Raw genomic sequence first — 18,420 nt, forward strand, 5'->3', positions numbered from 1 at the left:
GCGCGCGGTCTGCTCCGCAGACGCGACGCGGAGCCGCTACGCGGCTCTTTCCCGTATCGCTCCGCGATACGGGCTGCCGGTCCACTCCGTGGCCCAACAGCACCGTCGCGTTGCGCCGACGGGCCTGATCGCTCCGCGATCCGACCACGGGTCACGCTCCGCGCAACCCTGAAAAGCTGGCAGCAGCGACGGGGGCGCGTGGGTGGGTGCAGGGAGTGGAGGGGGCTCGAAGGGCCGGCCACCCGTACCGGGAAGCCGCGAAACCCGACCGGATCAGGGCCGGAAACGGGCCGAAACCTCCAACCCGCACCCCCGACACTACCAGTTCCGAACACTTCCTGTCACTCCCCTCAACCCCTATGCGTCATCCTTCTAGGTCCGCTACTTTGGACCCAGAACGCGGACCACCACCCACCCGAGCGACTCGCCAAAAATCTGCGTCTAACTGTCACTGTTAATCGCCGGAACGACACCGGTATTCACCGGCTAATTCCCCCAGTAGCTGACTGTATCCAGCTCCAACGGGGATAGCAGGAGTAATTCGGCGTCGGCCTCTCAGAAAGGAAACCCGAATGTCGGAGAATGGGCTTCGCCCACATCAGATTGAGGCGGTCGACACCGTGCTTCGGTATCTCCAGCTCCCGGCCGGCTCCCCCGTGCCGGAGGAGGGACTGCGGTGCCAGGTGATCGCCGCGACGGCTTCGGGGAAGACCCGGATCGCTGCGGTGGCCGCTCAGCGGCTCAACGCGCGGCGGGTGTTGGTCCTAGTGCCGACGACGGATCTGCTGGCACAGATGGCCGCGGAGTGGCGTCGGGCCGGGCGCGCTGGGGCGATGGTCGGTGCGTGCGAGGCGAAGGTCGCAGCATCCAGCGGAATGCCCTGCACGACCGACGAGGCGGAGCTGCTGTCGTGGGTGGGTGACGACGAGCTGGTGACGGTGTTCTCGACGTACGCGACCGCGACCACGGCCGTCCGGAAGGCGCACGCGCTCGGAATGCAGCCGTTTGACCTGATGGTCGTGGACGAGGCCCACCGCACGTCAGGTGACGCCCAGAAGGCGTGGGCGGCCGTGCACGACCAGGCGAAGATCCCGGCCGTGCGCAGGTTGTACATGACGGCGACGGCCAGGATCTGGGAGTCCGCCGAGGATGCGCGGCGGGGTGGGCGGGAGGCTCCGCGGCTGGTCGCGAGCATGGACCCTGACTCCCCCGTATTCGGCCCGGTGGCGTGGAAATTGACGCTCTCGCAGGCCATTTCGCGCGGTTTGGTTGCCCCTTATCAGGTTGTGTGTGTCGATATCTCCGATCCGGATCTCCACGCTGCGCAGGCCGGCGGGGACCGCGGATCGGACGTCGTACGCGGGGCCCGCCTCGCGGCGCTCCAGGCCGGGCTGCTCACGGCGGCCGCGGACGAGAACCTGCGGAAGTGCCTGACCTTCCACTCCCGTATCAGCGAGGCCGAGGCCATGGCCGAGGGGCTGCCCGGTGTCGCGGCGCGGCTGTACGCGGAGGACCCGAAGCGCTACCACCCTGCGGTGCGGGTGTGGGCGGCGTGGCTGTACGGCGAGCACAAGCCCGGCTACCGCAAGGAGCAGCTTCAGGAGTTCGCGTCGAACGTGATCGAGGTGCCGGACAGTAAGGGCGGCACGGTTGCTTATCCGGCGATGTTCAAGATGATCGCGTCCGTTCGCGTTCTCGGTGAAGGCGTCGACACGAAGGACTGTGATTCCGTCGCTTTCTGTGATGCGCGGGGCTCGATGGTCGACATCGTGCAAATGGTCGGGCGGGCCCTCCGTATGCAGCCCGGTGACGGGAAGATCGCCAGTCTGGTCGTTCCCGTTTTTCTCGCTCCGGGGGAAACTCCGGATGAAATGCTGACGTCTCCGGGGGCTGAGACCCTCGCGAAGGTCCTCGGAGCACTGCGGGCACACGACACGGACGTGATCGAAGCACTCGCCGACTCCCGCCCCCGCACGGGGAGTTGGAAGGACGACGACATCGACGAGGACCATGGCATGGAGGGCCAGGAGCAGCAGGGAGAGGCGCAGGGTCCGAGCGCGCCCGCGCGGGAGCTGCTGAAGTTCTCCACGCCGCGTGATCCGGCGGAGGTTGCCCGGTTCGTGGCGCTGCGGGTGCTGCACCCGGAGACCGACTACTGGCGCAGCGGTCTCGCGGCCGCGGTGCAGTACGCGAAGGAGGTCGCGAAGAACGGGGAGCTGAAGGTCCCGTACGACTACGTGACTCCGCAGGACTGGACGCCGGGCGGGTTCCCGCTGGGGACCTGGCTGAAGAAGCAGCGCAAGGACTACCGGGCCGGTGACCTGGCGGCAGAGCGGGTGCGGGAACTGGAGGAGCTCGGGGTGGTGTGGGCGCACCAGGACCACGCCTTCGAAGAAGGGCTCGCCGCCGCCCGCCGTTGGGCGGGCGAGCACGGGCACTTCCTCCCGCCGGCCACGGCGGTGTGGGACGGATATCCGGTCGGAGTGTGGGCGAAGAACCTTCGTACGGCGGCCCGGCTCGCGGACGCCCGCCTCCAGGAGCTGGAGGAACAGGGGGTTGAGGTCTCCGACGAAGAAGCGGTCGGTGGGCTGTCCTGGACGCGGCGGGAAGCCCTTAACGAGATCGACCCAGGGTGGGCCCCGGCATGGGACGCGGGATGGCAGCGGTGCCTCAGGCTCGTGCAGAACCACCTGGAGCACGGCGGCAGCATGCCGATGGAGACCGGTGAAGTCGTCGTCCAGGGCGAGGACCTCGGACGGTGGGTGCAGGGCTGCCGGTTCGGGTGGGACGCGTTGCTGCCCGCGCAGCAGTGGCTCTTGGAGAACGCGTTGGGTCTCGAACCGGCGCAGGAGTCGGAGCGGCCGGTGAAGCGAACCCAGGACGACAAGTGGATGCTCAACCTCGCGGCGGCGAAGGCGTTCCACGCCCGTGAGGGGCACCTGGTGGTGCCGAGGAAGCATGTGGAGTCCGTGGAGCCACACGACAGGTTCGGAGGCGCTCAGAGCGGCGCTGACGGCTTTGAGGTAGTGGACGTGAAGTTGGGGATGGTCCTGGACAACATCCGTAAGCGTGCCGACAAGCTCAGCGACGAACGCCGGGCTGCACTGGACGCGTTGGGGATGCGATGGACCACGACGAAGAAGGCGGCGCGGTCGTAGTGGACGGGTTGTTGGAGGCGTTGGCGGGGGCCTCGTCGTCTTCGTGGGCAGGGCGTGCGCGGGCCGGGAATGTGCTCGCTTCGTTCGCCGGGGTTCCTGAGGCCGCTACGGCGTTGGTGGGGCTGCTCCTGGACGTCCAGAACACGGCGGTGACGCGGCAGACGGCAGAGGCCTTGGTACGGGCAGGGACGGTGGCCGCGGTAGAGGTGCTTGCGCGGGCGGTGGCCGGGGCCGGGGACAGTCACGGCGACTGGATACAGACCGGGGTGCACGACGCAGTCGCCGAAGGCGCCGGAACGATGGATCTTCTGGTTCTGTGCCAAAGGCTGGCCTGGGCCCCGGAAGCAGCTATTCGTCAGGGCGCCGCAGAACTCCGGACGTGGGTAGAGAGCACAGGAGGTTGAGGCAGCGCGATGAGCACGGATGCGTACACCAGCGGTCCGGTGGACCGGGCAGCAGAGGAAGTGCGGGACGGTGCTGCGGACATGGTGCTGGCGGTCGCGGTGCGGTCGTACGCCGCGTTCGCGGTCCACGTCCGCTTCGACGACTCCATGACCGAGGAAGTCCTGCCCGTCCTGTGGTCCGTGCTCACCGAGGAGGAAAGGGCGGCGTACCCGGTGCGGCTGGAAGAGTTCATGAACACCTACCGCGAACGGCTGGAGCGGCTGTACGCGGAGTACGGGCCGCAGTCCGCAACGGCCAGGCACGGGCGGCGTGAACTGCTCGCGCACCCGGTGTCGCTGATCGTGCTGGAGCAGCTGGTCGAGGTCCGCTCCCGGTACGCGCTGGCCGCACGGTGGAACGGAGAACTGCCGGACCGGTGGCTCAACGACATCAGCACCACCTGGGGCGTCGGCACGCTGCTGTGAACCAGCGCGCAGCACAGGGCCGGGGTTCGGCCGGGCTGGGGCCGTTCATCGCGGTGGAGATCGACGGGGTCTCGCCGTAGTTGCGGCGGAGGGCCCCGGTGAGTGCATCACCGGGGCCCTCCGCCGTGCTGCGCTGCTCGCTCAGCGGCGGGGGCGCCAGCGGGTGAAGATGCTCTCGCTGCTTTCTACGCCGACGCTGAAGGGCAGGGCGATGCGGTCGAGGGACACGGCCTCGCCGGGGGCGTGGACGGTGTAGCCGCACCGGGTGTAGAAGGCGCCCAGGTCGCGGTGGGTCTCGTACGAGCCGTACAGCAGGAAGTAGTCGAGCTGGTGGTAGACCTGCCAGGCCCGTTTCATCAGGACACCGGCGATCCCCTGGCCACGGGCCTGTTCGGCGACGGCCAGGCCGTGGACCTTCGCGATGAACAGGCTCAGGGCCAGGGCTCTGTCTCCGGAGTAGCCGGCGTCCATCGCTCTGCCGATGACGGTGGCCGGGGCGGTGACGGACAAGACTCCGACCGGCCGGTCCTGGTCGTCGGCGGCGACCAGGGTGAGGCTGGTGCTGCTCATCGACTCGCCCGAGGTGTGTCCGGCTGTCTTGTGCGCGAAGCTCTGCTGCAAGGTCTGCCGGGTGCCGCCCAGGCCGTCGAGCAGCGCGGCGCCCTCCGTCCCGTCCTCGATCGCCGACTGCAAGGCCGGGATGAGCCGAACTCCGGCGGCTTCCAACAGGGTGTTCGCGGCCTCGGTGTCTTGGGCTCGCGCTTGTCGGATGCGGGTGCCATCGGGCCCTGGCCAGCCGTCGCGGATCCGGTCGGCGGACAGCGGTGCTGCTTGCTTGGGCTTCGCCTTCTTCGTCGTGTGCCGGCTCATGTCAGACGTCGATGTCCACGAGCGGCGGGAGGTCGCGCAGGGCGGCGGGCAGTTCGGTGATGCCTCGCTGGAGGTACCAGCCGCGGGCCCAGCGCAGGACGGCGGCGCGTCCGAGGCGCCATTCGTCGCAGAACTGCGAGAGGAAGTCGACGCAGAAGTCCTCGCGCAGCGCGACGAGGACTGTGTCCTCGGGGTAGGCGACGAAGCCGATGCCACACGCTTCCGGCTCGCCGAGGTCGAGGGCGTCGGCGAGGACCGAAGCGGCGGTATGGCTGGTGCCGGTGCCGTTGTAGCCCCAGCCGAAGCCACCGCTGTCCTCGGGTTCGGGCAGTTCCCTCAGCACCTTCACGGTCTCGCGTTGGGTGGGCCCGTCCTCGGGCATTTCGACCAGGAGCCGGGCGGGCTGCCACTCGTCCTCGTCGCCTCCAACTCTTTGGATGCCGTGGTACGTGCGGTCCTCGTACGCCATCGCTGTGTCCCCTCCCGTTGATCGCTTTGCGGAACCTCTCACCCTGCCGGAGCCTGGGCCTGGCCGACAGGGTGCGACCGGTCAGCCCTGCGGCGGAAAGAGTTTCGAGCAGACGTTCCCGGTGCTGAGGCCCTGCGCGCCGGCGCTCGGAGGTGTCGAGGTCGCCCAGGAGCTGGACGGGAAGTCGGTAGAGGGCGCCGACATCAAACAACGCGCTCCCGGAGCTCCGAGGCAGTCGGGTTCCTGTGGTGTGCATCTGACTTGGCTTCTGGCTGGCTTTAAAGATTCGGCCCCACGTGACAGTGCCGGAGGCTCCCGGCGAAAGCCCCTCCTCCCGCAATCATCTGACTTGGTCTTCGTGGCGCACTTTGAAGTTCCTTCCGGGAGTACGGGTGGGGTGGGGGGAGGTCGCGCAGGGGCGCGGGCAGGGAACCATCTGACTTGGTCTTCGTGACTTACTTTGAATACTGCGGCGTGTCCGCACCTCCCTGCTCGGCCTGTCCGGGATGATCAGCGCATGAGTATGGAGTTGCCGGTGGTGCAGTGGGATGAGTTGTGGCTGCCGTTGCGGCCGTACGCGACGAATCGACTGCAGGAGGGGATCCGGCGGGAGCGGCGGCCTGTGGCGATGACGCGTCGTTACGTGGAGGCGAACCCGTCGGCTCTGAGCAATCTGCTGGTGGTGGATGTGGACCACGCGGATGCGGTGCTGCGGGCGGTGTCGTCGGTGGACTCGCATCCGTTGCCGAACGCGGTGGTGGAGAACCCGGTGAATGGGCATGCGCATGCAGTGTGGGCTCTGGCGGAGGCGGTGACGCGGACCGAGTACGCCCGGCGCAAGCCGCTGGCCTACGCGGCCGCCGTCACCGAGGGGCTGCGCCGGGCGATGGATGGGGATGCGGCCTACTCGGGGCTGATGACGAAGAATCCGCTGCACACGGACTGGAGCACCGAGTGGCTCCATGGCGATCTCCACACCCTCGGAGGGCTGGAGGAGGCGCTGGGCTCTCACATGCCGCCCGCGCGCTGGCGGGAGACCAAGCGGTTCCGTACCAACGTCACTGGGCTGGGGCGCAACTGCTCGATCTTCGAGACGGCCCGGACCTGGGCGTACCGCGAAGTCCGCCACCACTTCGGCAGCCCCGACACCCTGCACACGGCCATCCTTTCGGAAGTGCACACCCGGAACGCGGAGTTCGCGGAACCGCTGCCGATGTCGGAGGCGCGGGCGATCGCCAACAGCATCCACCGGTGGATCACGACACGGTCGAGGATGTGGAAGGACGGCGCGGCCGTCTACGAGGCCACCTTCATCGCCATCCAGTCCGCCCGCGGCAAGAAGGGCGGTGGGAAGGGCGGGAAGGCTTCGGGCAAGGTGCGTAATGCACGCCGGGACGAACGCACCGTGGCGATGCTGGAGTACATGAGGGGGACGTCATGACGCAGCAACCCCACCGCGAGCGCCGTACGGTGACGGCCCGTGAACTCGCGAACCGCTTCGGAGTCTCGCCGCGGACGGTGGTCCGCATGGTCGCCGAGGAACGTACGGCGTACGAGGACCGGTCCCGCCAGCGCCGGGACCAGATCGTTGAGCTGCACCGTCAGGGGCTCAAGGGGTACGAAATCGCGCGCGAGCTGTCCGTTTCCGCCGGCCTGGTCTCCACCCGGCTCAAGGAAGCCCGCTCGGCCGGTATCGATCTCACCCCCTACCCCGCTGCCGCTGAAGGGGACATCTCACCCGCCAGCGGCAGGAGGGAAACGCGCAGGTAGCAGGGCGTGCGGTTGCGCGGGTCCACACGAACGGCCTGTTACCCGGGGGCGGCGGCACGCCGGGCTACGGTGAGCACGTGACCGAGATCCCCGAAGCCGACGCGCAACTGCTCCGCCACTTCCCCGTGGTCTCCCAAGAGGACTCCGGACGATACCGGGCGGCCCTGCTCCTGGGCGCCGCTGCCGACGCCCTCACCAAGAACGTGCCCGCAGGAACCGAGCGCACGGTTGGTCTGCGCAAACTGCTGGAAGCCCGGGACTGCATGATGCGGGCCTTCGACGACGAGAGCGCCGCGCACACTGCGAAGCAGGGAGCTGCGAGCTGACGTCCGCACGGTCGCGGGCTGGATCGCCCCCCTCCTGGTATCCGTGGGCTTCAGCGGAGGAAGCCGAAGAGGCCGTTCTTCTTCGCTTCCCTCTTCGCTTCCGCTTCCATCGCGGCCCGCTCCTCAGCGAGCTTCCGGTCGCGTTCCTTGTAGCCGGCGCACGGGCGGCAGTCGTCGCCCCGGTCCGGGGAGGATTCCCACTGGCCGTCGCTGCCCCGGTGCTCGGGCCAGGTGAGGCGGCCGCAGGTCGGGCAGGGCCACGCGGCATCCTTCTGCCGGGCGCGGTCCTCCTTCCACTCCTGGCGCTCGCGCTCCTCCTGGGCAAGGAGTTCCTTCTTGCGCTGGTCTTCCGCGCGGGCGGCTTCGCGCTGGCGGATGACGGCGGTGTCCCGGCGGGGGTTGCCGATCGCGTCGTGCAGGCTCTGGTAGCCGTCGCGTCCGAAGCGGCGGAAGATCTGCCCGCGTGGGCCGTGCTCGCGGAGCATGTGGAATCCGGTGACCACGACGGGGATCTTCCCGCTGTACCGGGTGTGGTCCTGATACCGGATTCCTGCCCAGTGCTCCAGGGCGAGTTTCTCCACGGCGGGGATAACAGTGTCGGGGTTGCGCTCCCCGAGGCGGTTGAAGACGAACAGCACAGGCGGGTGCGGGTTCTCCCAGTCGTGCGCAGCGGGTGCCTGCCACCGGGCGCGCCACATCGGGTTCACCGGCATCTGTGCGGACTGCGTTCGGGTAGCGGGCCGTTCGAAGAACGCCCGGTACTGGGCGATCTTCCCGGCGAGTTTCTGGGCGCTCATGTGGCAGTTGTCGACCTCGACGAACAACAACGGGATGTCGTCTTCGGGGGCGGTGAGGACGAGGTCGGCCTGGGCGCCGCCCTTGCCGGGGCTGGTCCAGGTACCTGTGGCGGGCAGGGCCACCTCGGTCATGTAGTCGGCGAGCGTGCCCACCCCGGCCGGGGCCGCGACCGCGTCCCGGGCTGCCTGGAGGGCTTCTTCGGGTTCGTCGTCCGCGAGCTGCAGCAGGTCCGGCTTCGGCCGCAGCAGCGAGATCATCGTCTCGTTCACGGACATGAGGTGATCGGCGCCGCTGGATCCCGCACCGCTGCCGGTGCCGCCCATCTCCCACGCCGGACGGTCCAGCGCGTACGCGGCGGCCTTCATGCCTTTCTCGGTGAGGTGGCGCAGGCTCTCGCCGCCGGAGGTGGTGCCGCCGTTCTGCGCCAGGCCCTCGTCGCGCAGGTCCGCGAACGCGCCTCCGTGCGAAGCGGTGCGCGCCGTTTTCCGCTCGGATGGCGTCTTCTTGTCGGTGTGCCGGTATGAGAGGTGCGGTGAGGCGATCCGCTGGATCTGGTCGGTGGTGGCGACCTTCAGCACCCCGAGCACGGACAGCACGTCCTTGCGCAGCCCGTTGGAGGACCCCGCCGAATTCGTCTTGCGCGCCATGAACTCCTGCTCCTGCCTCTCGTGTCGCCGCAGCCCCTTCCCCGTTCGGCCGGCACTCTGCCGGACCCCCGGCTGCGCGGGCAGCCCGGGGGCTGGGGAAGGGCGCCCGGCCCGTCGGACCCGATGATCTCCCCCACCACTGACAACAAGGGGAGAGAAGAGGGTCGTGACGGCGCTGAAACGGGCTCAGGACCGCTTCTGATCAGGGGTTTTGCGGTCTGGGGATGCCGGGGCACCCAAGTGGAGTCCGAAGGGGAATGCCAAGGACAACCCGCAGGGGCTCACGGTGGCTTTCCTGCCTGTCAGGGAAGCCACCGGCTCCCTTATCTGCCTTCGACTCCCCAGAAGGGATCTAGAGCATGGCCCGGGCCGGTGTCCGGGCCTTTGCCACGCCCCGAAATCCTTCTTCCGGGCCGCTGCTGTCCGGACTCCGGCTTCCCGCTCCAGAGGGTGAAGAAGCCCTGCCCGGGAGGACAAGACGCAAGCACTTGAGCCCTGTCACTGTCCTACCGCTCCACCGAACTCGCCCCGGAGGTATTGCAGATGACCACTCGCCAGGCGTCCAGGGGAACCCCTGAGCCGCTCGACGCTACGCTGATGACACCACCCTGGGTCAGGGACGAGCTCTCCGGCAGAGAGCCGCAGCAGGACCGCCGACCGCGAGGCGCTCACCACCTCCACGCGGACGAGACACCCCCACAGGTGTCCGCTGTCCTCAATTTCCCTCCCCTCGGAGGCAGCATCATGACCCGGGACAACATTCCCGCGCCTGTTCCGCCGCCCACTCCCATACCCCCGCAGCAGAGCGCTGCCGGTGCCGGTCTGGCCGCCGCAGCAGCCCAAGGGGCTGTGCAGGGCGCCACTCGGTCGCTCACGGCCCGGCTGATGGACAAGTTCCTCAGCGATCCGCCGGACTGGCTCAGAGCCCTCTGCCACGCACTGGGGCTCTGGGAGTAGTCGCAGCAGCAGCCGGGCAGGACAAGTCCCCTGCCCGGCTGTTGATCAGGAGGTGTCCCCGGACCAGTCCCAGCGGTTCCGCTCGCCGGGGCGCGGGTCGTACAGGGCCCGGCCGCCGGGGCCGAACTGCCCGAGCTCGGTCAACAGCGCAATCCCGGCGTCGATCGCGTCCGCGCTCCAGCCGGTGATGTCGAGCAACAGGCCGTCCAGCGGGCCGCCGACCAGTTCGGCATATACCCGGCCGGGCTTGGGGCCGGGCCGGGGATGGTCGTGGTCCTCGCCGTAGATCCGGCCGCGCAGCAACTCCTCATCCCTGTCCATGCGTTCCAGCCTCCCAGCCGCCACTGACAGCCGGGGGCTGCGCCAGAGGTCCGGGCGGCGCCACGACGGTGTCCCCCGGCCGGCTCTTCGCGGGACGCCCCCAGGTGCGCGGGCAGCCCGGGGGCTGGGGGAAGGGCACCCGGCCCGTCGGACCCGATGATCTCCTGTCCTTCTGACAAAGGAGATAAGAGGGGTATGACGGCGCTGAAACGGGCTCAGGACCGCTTCTGGTCAGGGGTTTTGCGGGGTATGGGTGGCATGGCCACCCAAGTGGGTTCCAAAGGAGGAGCCCAAGGACGGCCAGCAGGAGCTCCCGGCTCGACTTCTCTGCTACCCGGCAGGACCGGTCCTCCGGCTTCCCGCCACCGGCTCCAGGGCACAACCCCGTGGGAGTCCAGGGTCTGGAAGGCGTGGTGGGTTCCCGCGCGGCCGTGACCCACCCGCCGGGAGCGTCGTTGAGGAGGACAGTGCCCCGCGCACTACCTCCATCAGAAGGCCCCGGTGTTTGTGCACCCCGGGGCCTTCTTGAATGTGCGGCTACGCGGCGAAGCCCACGTTGGTGACGTACTCGTACTGGCCCCAGTTCGAGCCGAGATCACCGATGACGTCGTCCCAGGCCGCTTCGAGGCCGGTGTGGTCGCTGGCAGCCCAGGAGCCGACGATCGTGTCCCAGCGGCGGACGTTCATCGTGCGGTACCCCACGTCACGCTTCAGGCGCTGGTCGACGCGGGACTGGTTGATCGGGTGGATCTCCACCCGGGTGCCCCCGCCGGAGTTGAGGCGCTTGAGGAGGTGCGTGGCGACGTTCTGGCGGCGTACGCGGGTGTAGGCGCGTTCGATCTTCTCCAGGCTTGCCCGGGACGGGGTGCGCTTGCCCTCGCGCCAGGCTTTGAGGGTGCGGTCGGTGACGGTCAGGCCGGCGGCTTTCGCCGCCTCCCGCGCGTGGTCGGTGCGGGTGAGGTAGTTCAGGCGGGCCGACCAGCCGCGCTTGGAGGTGACCGGGGTGGCGATTCCTCCGGCGAGGCGGTCTAGTTGGCGGGCGAGCGCGTCGCTGCCCTTAATGCCGCTGGCCCCGAACTTGCCGAAGTCGAGGTTCTTCTCGGGCACTTACTTCCCCTCCCCCGTCTGGCTGTCGGCGTCTGTGCCGACGGTGTACGTGTCCTTCACCTTGACCTCGGTGACGCCCCGTCCTTCGGGGAACACTTGGTGCCAGTCGCCGATGACGTGGAGCTCGTCGGTGCCCATGGCCCGTACGACGTGCAGCCCGCTTTCGTGGGCCTTCCACGCCTTCATCCAGAGGTTGGCGAACGCCTGGGAGCGGATGAGGTGCATCCAGTCCTGGCGGTAGATCTCCCTGTTGTAGTTCGACTCCCCCAGCGTGGAGACGAACTTCGAGTACATCGCCTTCACGTACTCCAGCGTCACCTCATCCCCGTCGGCCAGAGCCTGCGCGCGGGCCTCGGTGAGCGTGGTGCGGAACTTCTCCAGCAGGCCCTCGGTCGAGCCGGAGGTGTACGACTCGTGGATCTCGGGCGGGTCGCAGAGCTGGTGCTTGGGGCTGGACAGGCGCAGCAGCAGGCGCAGCGTCGGCTCGGTCACCCAGAGCGGGCCTGGCTCGTCGCGGTTGCCGATCGGGTTGGGCAGGACGTCCTCGTGCTCCCAGACGGGCGGGGTGACCAGGTGGACTCCGGCGCGGCGACGGTCGAAGTCGAAGCCTGAGCTGTGTTCCAGCTGTCCGATGGGCAGGTGGGTCTTGAGGGCGGAGAGGTAGGCGGCGTTCATGTCGAGCGCGACCACCTCATGCGCGCCTTCGGGCAGCTGCCTGCGGGTCCACTTGGGGCGGGCTTCCCAGACCTGGTCGGCGCCCTTGGAGGTCTGCTTGCGCAGGATCTTCGGCAGTGCGGGGTGGGCGACGACGTCGTACCGGCCGCCCTTCCTCGTCTCGTCGAGCAGCGCCATCGCGTCCGGGATCGCCCGCTTGATCAGCGCGGCAGTGGCTTCCTCGACGTCGCCGCCAGCTTCGGTAAGGGCGGCCTGGACGGCCTGGACAATGAGGTCGCCGGGACCGGTCTCCTCCTGGAACGCCCGCCCGCGCGGCTTCTTCTCCACCACCGGCCGGGAGGCCGGGCGGTTCGTACGGGCCGGACGCGCGGACGGTGCCGACTTCGGGGCGGGCGTCGTACGGGCCGGAGCGGTGTCGAGGTCGGCGGCGGGTTCCGCCGGAGCGGGGGCCGGAGGAGCGGGGGCACTCTGGCAGTCGGTGGGGTCGAGGTGCTGTGCGAAGCCGTCGATCCGGTGACCGGCCGGGTTTCCGCACAGCACGCACGGCTCGGGCACCGCCAGGACCTCGACGTCGTCCGCCAGCTCGTCGTCCTCGGGTACGGCCTCGGTGGACGTGTCCTCGGGGGCCGGGTCGGTGTCGGCCTGGTCGTCGTCGGCCGGTTGCGGGGTCTGGTCGGTGAACTTCGCCGCGAGGCCGTCGAGGAGGTACGCGTACTTGGTGCGGACCTCCCCGCTCGGGTCACGGCCACTCTCCCAGCCGGACACCGTGGACGGGCTCACCCCGAGCGCCTTCGCGACCTGCGCCTTGGACAGGTGCGCGCGCTCGCGCAGCTCACGGCGCACCCCTGGCTCGGGGAGGGCGGCCTGCTCGGTGACGGAGGACAGCAGCGAGTCGATCGCGTCGAAACCGTTGCCGGTCATCGGCCGGCCCCCTTCTTCTCCTTGGCCGACCGCAGCCGGTCGGCGGGCAGTGCCTCGCACGCCTTCGTCGGGCCGTCGAGGAGCTCCAGGGGCTGGACGCCGTAGTGGGTGGCGAGTGCGTCGACGTCATCCAACTGCCACGACGCGGCGCCGGACTGACGGCGCGAAATCTGCGTCTGAGTCAACCCGAGTACTTCAGCGACCATCCGCTGTGAATCTCCCGTCGCCTGCATCAGCGCCGCGACGGTCAGCCGCAGTGATTCCTCCAAGCTCATTCCCATGTCCAACACCCTACCAAGCAGCATGTGTTTTACGCATGAAGATTGCCTCCTACAGCGCTTTCATGGGCTTTTTAGATGTACGGGTGGTGGCCACGACGAAGCCGAGCGGCGCACTCCCCGCCGGGCCCTCTCGACGTCACGCGGTACAGGCTCCGGGAACCGGTTCCACACGGGCTTCAACATCGGCAAACTGCTGGAATGCCTCGTACCAAGACAACCGTGCAGCCCTACTCGCCAGGCACCAACTGGACCTTCTCGTACAAGGGCAATGGGTTCGCCTTTACGGAGGAACTCGTCCTTCTGCCCGAACCGTCCGGCTCTCCGATCAGCGACGACTACACCCGTGACGAGATCAGCGCCCACGACCTATGGCGCATGTGGGCCGACAAGACGGCCGACCACTTTCACAAGCAGTGGCCGGACCTGTACCGGCCCGGCGAGGTCCACATCAACTGGTTCGTCACCAAACCGACCGTCACCGGCATCTTCGAGGGCGCCCCGTTCGTCGTAGACTCGCGCACCCTTCCCGGGCTGCCCTGTGCCGGGGGCCCGCGGGAAGACTTCCTCACCCACTACACGGACCCGGTCAACGCGGACACCGGAGAGCCACTGAACTGGATGCGACTGCCAGTCCTGGACCTCGGATGGAACAGTACGGACGGCAACAAGGGCGGATTCATTCAGGAAGCGACGGGCTGGAAGCCGTCCCCCCTGCAGCCGACTATGAACGTCGTACAGATTGGCCGGGCAGCAGGCATCTATGTGCCTGATCTCCTCTGAGTTAACGCTGGCGAGCTGCGCACAGCCATCTGCGAACCGAACACGCCGTTGTCCGGTCCTCACCGCACTCGCGGCCACCACTCTCACTCTGCAGCACCGTCACAGCCGTTGAGCCCGGGGAAGTAGACCCCCGGGCCTGCTCCTGGACCGCAACGGCGTGCAGGGCGCAGGCAATAACCTCGCCCACGTGGCGAATGTAGAGGTGGGCCTAAGCCGGCTGCTGCTGGAGCGGCGTCCACGTGCTGGGGCGCTGGGCGAGATGCCAGGAGACCAGACCTGAGGACCAGATGAGGCATCCCTTCCACGCCGAGGGGAACGTCACCGTGGACATGGTCTGCAGGAGCTTTTCAATCTCGTCTATGTCGTCGCCCATGGGCCGAAAGTAGTGGCTGAATGGCCGGGCCGAAGCTGGAACGGCCAACAATCGCCGGGCCACACGGTCATGCCGCCGGCGCACGTGCGCGGGGCGCAGTAGTTACCCGTCGACGAGGTAGACCTTCTCCCCGGTCAGGAGCGGGGCGTCGGCCGGCCCCTTGATATACGGGCCACGCCAGATGACTTTGTGCTCCTTGAGGCTCGGGTACCACTGGCGCACTTTGTGCATCCGCACCGGCCAGCGGTGCCGGTAGCGGCGTGTGGCCGTCTCCGTGGCGGCCTCGGGGCCGGCCGGTGGGCGGGCCAGGCGGATGACCCGCACCTCGGGCTCGGGGGCGGTGTGCCTGCGGCCGGAGTGGGCGGGAACGCTGTTGCCGGGCCGGGGCCCGGGGATGTTGCTGGTGGTGGTGATGCCCTGGGCCATCAGCCTCCAGAGCGCGAACATGTAGCGGGCCGTGAAGTCGTCGAAAACGTCCTGGACGGTTCCGCCGTCCCACTCCCCTACCTCCGGTGCGCCACGGCCCGGTCCGGCGGCCTGGTTCAAAGCGGTGTTGAGCTGCCGGTGCTGGGTGGAGAGCGAGGAGAGCTGCTCGCCGCTCCAATCGGAGGCGGCGCTGTCGCCGCGCAGCCCGTACATGCCGTCCGGCACGAGCGGGGGCAGCGGGGATCCCAGGGCGCGGGCGGTGGAGACGACGGCCTGCCAGTCCGCAGGCTGCACGGGTCCGTCGCGGTCCATGAAGGTCGTGACCTGAACCCCGGCGTAGGCGGCCTTGGGCAGGATCTGGTGCTGGGTGATGCACTGCCAGCCGTAGGCGAGGGTGTCGGAGAGAGTACCGCCCCGGTTGGCGACCACGACGGGCTCGGGCAGCACCACCAGGCCGGTGCGTGCGGGCAGGTCGCGTTCCCGGTCCAGGGTGGCGACGTCGGCGGGCTCCAGGGTCGCGGTGGCGGCCATGGCCGCGGCGTGCGCCGCCGGCGTCAGTACGAACAACTCTCCCTGGCCCAGGACGTGCAGGATCTGATCGATCTGCCAGGAGGCCATCTCGTTCGGGTCATGCGGCCACGGCGGGGCCAGGCCCTGCTTGCCGACTGTCATCGCCAGCGTCATCGACTCGTGGGCCTCGACCGGGACGTCGCTGTTGCCGATCACCGAGAACAGCTCGGACAGCCGCTGCCCGGCGTTCGACGCCATGAGGGCGTGCACCCAGGTATTGCCGGGCAGCAGGCGCATGGTGTCCGTGCGGGCCCGGTGCGCGGTGCGGGCCGCGGCCGCCGAACTCCAGGAACCCGCCACGTCCCGGGTCCGCTGCTTCTTTCCCCGACTCGCCTTCCCCACCTGCGACCACCCCCATGGTCCTGGCCCCTCCGGAAAGGAAGCCGTACCCAACCGGTCGCTCCGGCACGCCCGGTCAGCCCGTACGGTCGCCTGGGGCCATCGTGTTGAGGCCGATGAGCAGTACGAGCGCGCCTTCCGCCCGGGAAGCGGCCCCGTCAGCGACGGCCTGAAGCAATGCCTCGGTCCCGGTCGCGGGCAGGACGCCGTCGCTGACGGCTCCGACACGGATAGCCGCGGAGTCGTCCAGGCCCTCCAGTGCCTTGCGGAGGTCACCGACTGTCAGGGCCCGGTGCAGCAGGCCCGAACGGTTCGCATCGAGCCCGTACTCGAAGTCATGGCCGCCCGCATGCCCTTCGAACAGCGTGCACGGCTCCCGCTCACCGCCCAAAAGCTCCCCCTGGGGGCGCTCATCTTCGGCGGGGCAGAACGGGATGCGGACGATCTCGCGGACACCGGCCTTCCACCGCAGCCACCAAACCCCGTCGTTGCCCGCCTGCCCCTCCGCATAGTGCCAGTCCCCCTCATGCGTGCCCGGCTCCAGCTCACACCACGTGAAGTCCTCCAGCTGATTCGCCCCGGCCTCAACCTCCGCCAGGCGGCGGTGCTCCTCGACCGTCAGCACGGTCGCCACCGGGCACCCCTTGCGTCCAACCGGCATGTCGCCCTCCCCTGCTCGCTGCTGTGTGTCGCCGATCATCGTCGCCCGGCAACCACCCCGCCGTCCCGGCAGCCGCAGAATCCGCAAGCTCCTACACGTCTTCCTCAGCGTTCCAGCGTGCGAAGAACGCAGCCAGAGCACGGCGCTGTTCGTCCTCGCGGGCGACCTGGTCGGCGAGGACGGCCCGGTCGATGTACGGCTCGACGGCCGCCAGGACCAAACGCTGGAGCTCCTCCGGCGGAAGGGCTTCGAGCTCCCACTGCACCGGACGGTCAGCATCGAGACCGTGAATGCGGGCGAAGGCCGGCCACCGCGGGTCACCCCGCTTCCCCTCGGTCGGCGGAAGGCGGTGGGCAAGAGCCTGCTCGCGCGTCAGCAGAACCCGGTGCACCTCGCTCCAGCACCCGGCGGTGCGCCGCACCCAGTCCTCCTGGATCGCCGCCCCACTCGCGTCGAAGTCCCCGCACCACAACAACGTCGCACGCCCCTTGCGGGCGGTGCGCTCGCGCACGACGTCCGCATACGACTGGGAGGCGAAGCCGCGGACCACCAGCACTGGGATGCCGGTGTCCTTCAGCCAGCCGGTGAGCTGCTGGCGCAGCGAGTCCTTTTCCGCCGCGACGTAGAGCGGCTGCTGTCCGTGGGTGCGGTCGAGGGCGAACCAGTCGGCGGCCTCGCGCACGAACGTTGTTGCGTGGGGCCAGGACGGTGCGGCATGCACCTCGCGCAAGGTGTCGATCAGGTCCGGGAACCGGCCCTCGCGGCGGGCCTGAGCGAGGTGGGCGGACAGGTGCCGGTACATCGACGGCGTGTGCGCCAGCGTCCCTTCCGAGGCGAGCCGGTACATCACCTGTCGCAGCGTGACTTTCAACGGGGCGTACCCGTCCACGATTTCCCGCGCTCGGTCCACGACGACCGGCCACCGGATCCGTTGACGCGTCATACCCGGTACTTGTACCCATCGCGCCGCCGACCGAGCCCGAGGAGCCGGTCAACAGAACCGTATCTGCGGAGGGCTGGCCCACGCATCGCGGTGCGGGCCAGCCCTTCGGGTCAGTTCCTGCTGACAGGACGGGCGTCCAGTGCGGCGCGCAGGCGCCCGGCGATGGACTGGTACTGCTGGACGAAGCCGGGGTCCTTCAGCTGGTCGGGCTCGGGCAGCTGCTTGTACGGGACAGGCTGGGGTCCGGTGCACGTCCATCCGAGGGGGCGCAGTCCGGCACGGTTCATGTCCTGGTCGACGCCCGCCAGGTATGCCGCGTCGACGGGCAGCTCCCGGTGCGACTGCCAGATCACCCCGTCGAAGGTGATGGGGATGTGCGGGAAGCCGAAGAGGAACCCGAGACAGCGCTCGCGCAGAACCGCCGCACTCTGCTCCGGGCTCAGCGGGACGCCCCTCTCTTCACCTCCGGATCCGGGAAGCGCGGTCCTGCAGTCGGTGTCCGGGAAGGCGTCGATTTCCCCGAGGATCACGTGCGCCGTCGCGGTCTCACGGTCGGGGTAGGACCAGTGCGTCGGCACGAGGACGATCACGTCATAAGTGTCGCTTGCATCGGCCACTGCCGCCGCGAGCGGGCTGCGCTCGGTACGGGGAAAGCCGCAGTCGCTCTCCTGCGCAGGCTGGCGGGCAGTCCACATGCAGGTGTGGCGTGTCAGGAGACCGGGACCGTCCTGCGCGGCCCACAGCGTGCTGATCGTCGGCTCCGGCGGAGTGGCGGGCTTGATCTCCTTCTTGCGGCGGCCCCTGGTGCGGGGCCGCATGGTCCACTGCCAGTAGTCCTCGGCTTCCTGCAGGAGCAGCACCCGTTGTCCGCTGTGTGCCCAGGCCGCCGCGATCCCGCCGACCAGGTGGTAAAGGTCGCCCGAGCGCTTTGCCAGGAACCGCAGGACGTGCGGTGCGTGCGGCGTATCGCTGGCCGCCGCACGCAGGACTTCGGTGTATTTGGCGCCGTTCCGGCTCGCCTTGCGGGCGGTCTGCGCGGCGGTGGACTGGTGCTTCGGCATGACGTACTCCTCCGCCGGCCCGGGCCACGCCCCCGAGACCGGCTCGTACGACTGCCGTGGACACGACGGAACGCAGAACGGGTAAGAAGCGGGCCCCT

20 protein-coding genes are annotated in these 18,420 nt (G+C 69.0%); 8 read left to right on the forward strand and 12 right to left on the reverse strand.

Annotation, left to right across the window (positions count from 1 at the left end):
- Positions 1 to 572 precede the first annotated feature (572 nt).
- Genes ACIA73_RS36595 through ACIA73_RS36605 form a run of 3 tightly spaced genes read left to right on the forward strand, consistent with a single transcriptional unit; the run spans position 573 to position 4,027 of the window.
- On the forward strand, positions 573 to 3,158 hold the full coding sequence (locus ACIA73_RS36595; RefSeq protein ID WP_399443287.1) for a Helicase associated domain protein: 2,586 nt from the start codon (positions 573 to 575) through the stop codon (positions 3,156 to 3,158).
- Entirely contained in the window at positions 3,125 to 3,562 is a 438-nt protein-coding gene (locus ACIA73_RS36600) for a HEAT repeat domain-containing protein (RefSeq protein ID WP_399443288.1), read from the forward strand. Before ACIA73_RS36595 ends, ACIA73_RS36600 begins: the two co-directional genes overlap by 34 nt.
- A 9-nt stretch (positions 3,563 to 3,571) precedes the next feature.
- Positions 3,572 to 4,027: a hypothetical protein gene (locus tag ACIA73_RS36605; protein ID WP_399443289.1), complete on the forward strand. Its 456-nt coding sequence runs from the start codon at positions 3,572 to 3,574 to the stop codon at positions 4,025 to 4,027.
- 141 nt (positions 4,028 to 4,168) lie between these two features.
- Here ACIA73_RS36605 and ACIA73_RS36610 read toward each other — a convergent pair whose 3' ends face one another.
- Together ACIA73_RS36610 and ACIA73_RS36615 are read right to left on the reverse strand one after the other, a co-directional pair.
- Positions 4,169 to 4,897: a GNAT family N-acetyltransferase gene (locus ACIA73_RS36610; RefSeq protein WP_399443290.1), complete on the reverse strand. Its 729-nt coding sequence runs from the start codon at positions 4,895 to 4,897 to the stop codon at positions 4,169 to 4,171.
- A 1-nt stretch (position 4,898) separates the two neighbouring features.
- On the reverse strand, positions 4,899 to 5,366 hold the full coding sequence (locus tag ACIA73_RS36615) for a hypothetical protein (protein ID WP_399443291.1): 468 nt from the start codon (positions 5,364 to 5,366) through the stop codon (positions 4,899 to 4,901).
- Positions 5,367 to 5,883: 517 nt separating this feature from the next.
- On the opposite strand from ACIA73_RS36615, the gene ACIA73_RS36620 reads away from it, so the two are divergent.
- The 3 genes from ACIA73_RS36620 (at position 5,884) to ACIA73_RS36630 (ending at position 7,462) form a co-directional block, all read left to right on the forward strand.
- Positions 5,884 to 6,807, forward strand: coding sequence for a replication initiation protein (locus ACIA73_RS36620; protein ID WP_399443292.1), 924 nt, complete (start codon positions 5,884 to 5,886; stop codon positions 6,805 to 6,807).
- The gene (locus tag ACIA73_RS36625) at positions 6,804 to 7,136 is read left to right on the forward strand and encodes a hypothetical protein (protein ID WP_399443293.1); all 333 of its coding nucleotides are present in this window, start codon (positions 6,804 to 6,806) and stop codon (positions 7,134 to 7,136) included. The genes ACIA73_RS36620 and ACIA73_RS36625 overlap by 4 nt, the downstream gene beginning before the upstream one ends.
- 77 nt (positions 7,137 to 7,213) lie before the next feature.
- Positions 7,214 to 7,462 (forward strand): hypothetical protein, encoded by a 249-nt coding sequence (locus tag ACIA73_RS36630; protein WP_399443294.1) that lies wholly within the window; start codon positions 7,214 to 7,216, stop codon positions 7,460 to 7,462.
- A gap of 50 nt (positions 7,463 to 7,512) precedes the next feature.
- On the opposite strand, the gene ACIA73_RS36635 is transcribed toward ACIA73_RS36630, so the two are convergent.
- Positions 7,513 to 8,907 (reverse strand): replication-relaxation family protein, encoded by a 1,395-nt coding sequence (locus tag ACIA73_RS36635; RefSeq protein WP_399443295.1) that lies wholly within the window; start codon positions 8,905 to 8,907, stop codon positions 7,513 to 7,515.
- Between the two features lie 744 nt (positions 8,908 to 9,651).
- Between ACIA73_RS36635 and ACIA73_RS36640 the strand changes: the two genes are divergently transcribed.
- The gene (locus ACIA73_RS36640) at positions 9,652 to 9,864 is read left to right on the forward strand and encodes a hypothetical protein (RefSeq protein ID WP_399443296.1); all 213 of its coding nucleotides are present in this window, start codon (positions 9,652 to 9,654) and stop codon (positions 9,862 to 9,864) included.
- 45 nt (positions 9,865 to 9,909) lie between these two features.
- Here ACIA73_RS36640 and ACIA73_RS36645 read toward each other — a convergent pair whose 3' ends face one another.
- The 4 genes from ACIA73_RS36645 to ACIA73_RS36660 form a co-directional block, all read right to left on the reverse strand.
- Positions 9,910 to 10,185: a hypothetical protein gene (locus ACIA73_RS36645; RefSeq protein WP_399443297.1), complete on the reverse strand. Its 276-nt coding sequence runs from the start codon at positions 10,183 to 10,185 to the stop codon at positions 9,910 to 9,912.
- 537 nt (positions 10,186 to 10,722) lie between these two features.
- Positions 10,723 to 11,292, reverse strand: coding sequence for a transcriptional regulator (locus ACIA73_RS36650; RefSeq protein WP_399443298.1), 570 nt, complete (start codon positions 11,290 to 11,292; stop codon positions 10,723 to 10,725).
- On the reverse strand, positions 11,293 to 12,888 hold the full coding sequence (locus ACIA73_RS36655; RefSeq protein WP_399443299.1) for a helix-turn-helix domain-containing protein: 1,596 nt from the start codon (positions 12,886 to 12,888) through the stop codon (positions 11,293 to 11,295).
- A complete protein-coding gene (locus ACIA73_RS36660) occupies positions 12,885 to 13,169 on the reverse strand; it encodes a helix-turn-helix domain-containing protein (RefSeq protein ID WP_399443300.1) in 285 nt (94 codons plus the stop codon). The genes ACIA73_RS36655 and ACIA73_RS36660 overlap by 4 nt, the downstream gene beginning before the upstream one ends.
- Before the next feature lie 198 nt (positions 13,170 to 13,367).
- Here ACIA73_RS36660 and ACIA73_RS36665 point away from each other — a divergent pair, with 198 nt between their 5' ends.
- Entirely contained in the window at positions 13,368 to 13,949 is a 582-nt protein-coding gene (locus ACIA73_RS36665) for a hypothetical protein (protein WP_399443301.1), read from the forward strand.
- A 208-nt stretch (positions 13,950 to 14,157) separates the two neighbouring features.
- On the opposite strand, the gene ACIA73_RS36670 is transcribed toward ACIA73_RS36665, so the two are convergent.
- The 5 genes from ACIA73_RS36670 to ACIA73_RS36690 form a co-directional block, all read right to left on the reverse strand.
- Positions 14,158 to 14,322, reverse strand: coding sequence for a hypothetical protein (locus ACIA73_RS36670; protein ID WP_399443302.1), 165 nt, complete (start codon positions 14,320 to 14,322; stop codon positions 14,158 to 14,160).
- A gap of 102 nt (positions 14,323 to 14,424) precedes the next feature.
- Positions 14,425 to 15,660, reverse strand: a complete 1,236-nt coding sequence (locus ACIA73_RS36675) for a hypothetical protein (RefSeq protein WP_399443303.1) — start codon at positions 15,658 to 15,660, stop codon at positions 14,425 to 14,427.
- Positions 15,661 to 15,733: 73 nt separating this feature from the next.
- Positions 15,734 to 16,318, reverse strand: a complete 585-nt coding sequence (locus ACIA73_RS36680; RefSeq protein ID WP_399443304.1) for a hypothetical protein — start codon at positions 16,316 to 16,318, stop codon at positions 15,734 to 15,736.
- 91 nt (positions 16,319 to 16,409) lie between these two features.
- Positions 16,410 to 17,261 (reverse strand): hypothetical protein, encoded by an 852-nt coding sequence (locus ACIA73_RS36685; protein WP_399443305.1) that lies wholly within the window; start codon positions 17,259 to 17,261, stop codon positions 16,410 to 16,412.
- 110 nt (positions 17,262 to 17,371) lie between these two features.
- Positions 17,372 to 18,322, reverse strand: coding sequence for a hypothetical protein (locus tag ACIA73_RS36690; protein ID WP_399443306.1), 951 nt, complete (start codon positions 18,320 to 18,322; stop codon positions 17,372 to 17,374).
- Positions 18,323 to 18,420 lie beyond the last annotated feature (98 nt).

The organism is Streptomyces sp. NPDC051561, from assembly GCF_044454195.1.
Classification (GTDB): domain Bacteria; phylum Actinomycetota; class Actinomycetes; order Streptomycetales; family Streptomycetaceae; genus Streptomyces.

Bases quoted from the DNA above. Each gene is read 5' to 3' on its own strand.
- ACIA73_RS36595 (WP_399443287.1), top strand. From the start codon at position 573: ATGTCGGAGAATGGGCTTCGCCCACATCAGATTGAGGCGGTCGACACC.
- ACIA73_RS36600 (WP_399443288.1), top strand. From the start codon at position 3,125: ATGGACCACGACGAAGAAGGCGGCGCGGTCGTAGTGGACGGGTTGTTG.
- ACIA73_RS36605 (WP_399443289.1), top strand. From the start codon at position 3,572: ATGAGCACGGATGCGTACACCAGCGGTCCGGTGGACCGGGCAGCAGAG.
- ACIA73_RS36610 (WP_399443290.1), bottom strand. From the start codon at position 4,897: ATGAGCCGGCACACGACGAAGAAGGCGAAGCCCAAGCAAGCAGCACCG.
- ACIA73_RS36615 (WP_399443291.1), bottom strand. From the start codon at position 5,366: ATGGCGTACGAGGACCGCACGTACCACGGCATCCAAAGAGTTGGAGGC.
- ACIA73_RS36620 (WP_399443292.1), top strand. From the start codon at position 5,884: ATGAGTATGGAGTTGCCGGTGGTGCAGTGGGATGAGTTGTGGCTGCCG.
- ACIA73_RS36625 (WP_399443293.1), top strand. From the start codon at position 6,804: ATGACGCAGCAACCCCACCGCGAGCGCCGTACGGTGACGGCCCGTGAA.
- ACIA73_RS36635 (WP_399443295.1), bottom strand. From the start codon at position 8,907: ATGGCGCGCAAGACGAATTCGGCGGGGTCCTCCAACGGGCTGCGCAAG.
- ACIA73_RS36640 (WP_399443296.1), top strand. From the start codon at position 9,652: ATGACCCGGGACAACATTCCCGCGCCTGTTCCGCCGCCCACTCCCATA.
- ACIA73_RS36645 (WP_399443297.1), bottom strand. From the start codon at position 10,185: ATGGACAGGGATGAGGAGTTGCTGCGCGGCCGGATCTACGGCGAGGAC.
- ACIA73_RS36655 (WP_399443299.1), bottom strand. From the start codon at position 12,888: ATGACCGGCAACGGTTTCGACGCGATCGACTCGCTGCTGTCCTCCGTC.
- ACIA73_RS36660 (WP_399443300.1), bottom strand. From the start codon at position 13,169: ATGGGAATGAGCTTGGAGGAATCACTGCGGCTGACCGTCGCGGCGCTG.
- ACIA73_RS36665 (WP_399443301.1), top strand. From the start codon at position 13,368: ATGCCTCGTACCAAGACAACCGTGCAGCCCTACTCGCCAGGCACCAAC.
- ACIA73_RS36670 (WP_399443302.1), bottom strand. From the start codon at position 14,322: ATGGGCGACGACATAGACGAGATTGAAAAGCTCCTGCAGACCATGTCC.
- ACIA73_RS36680 (WP_399443304.1), bottom strand. From the start codon at position 16,318: ATGCCGGTTGGACGCAAGGGGTGCCCGGTGGCGACCGTGCTGACGGTC.
- ACIA73_RS36685 (WP_399443305.1), bottom strand. From the start codon at position 17,261: ATGACGCGTCAACGGATCCGGTGGCCGGTCGTCGTGGACCGAGCGCGG.
- ACIA73_RS36690 (WP_399443306.1), bottom strand. From the start codon at position 18,322: ATGCCGAAGCACCAGTCCACCGCCGCGCAGACCGCCCGCAAGGCGAGC.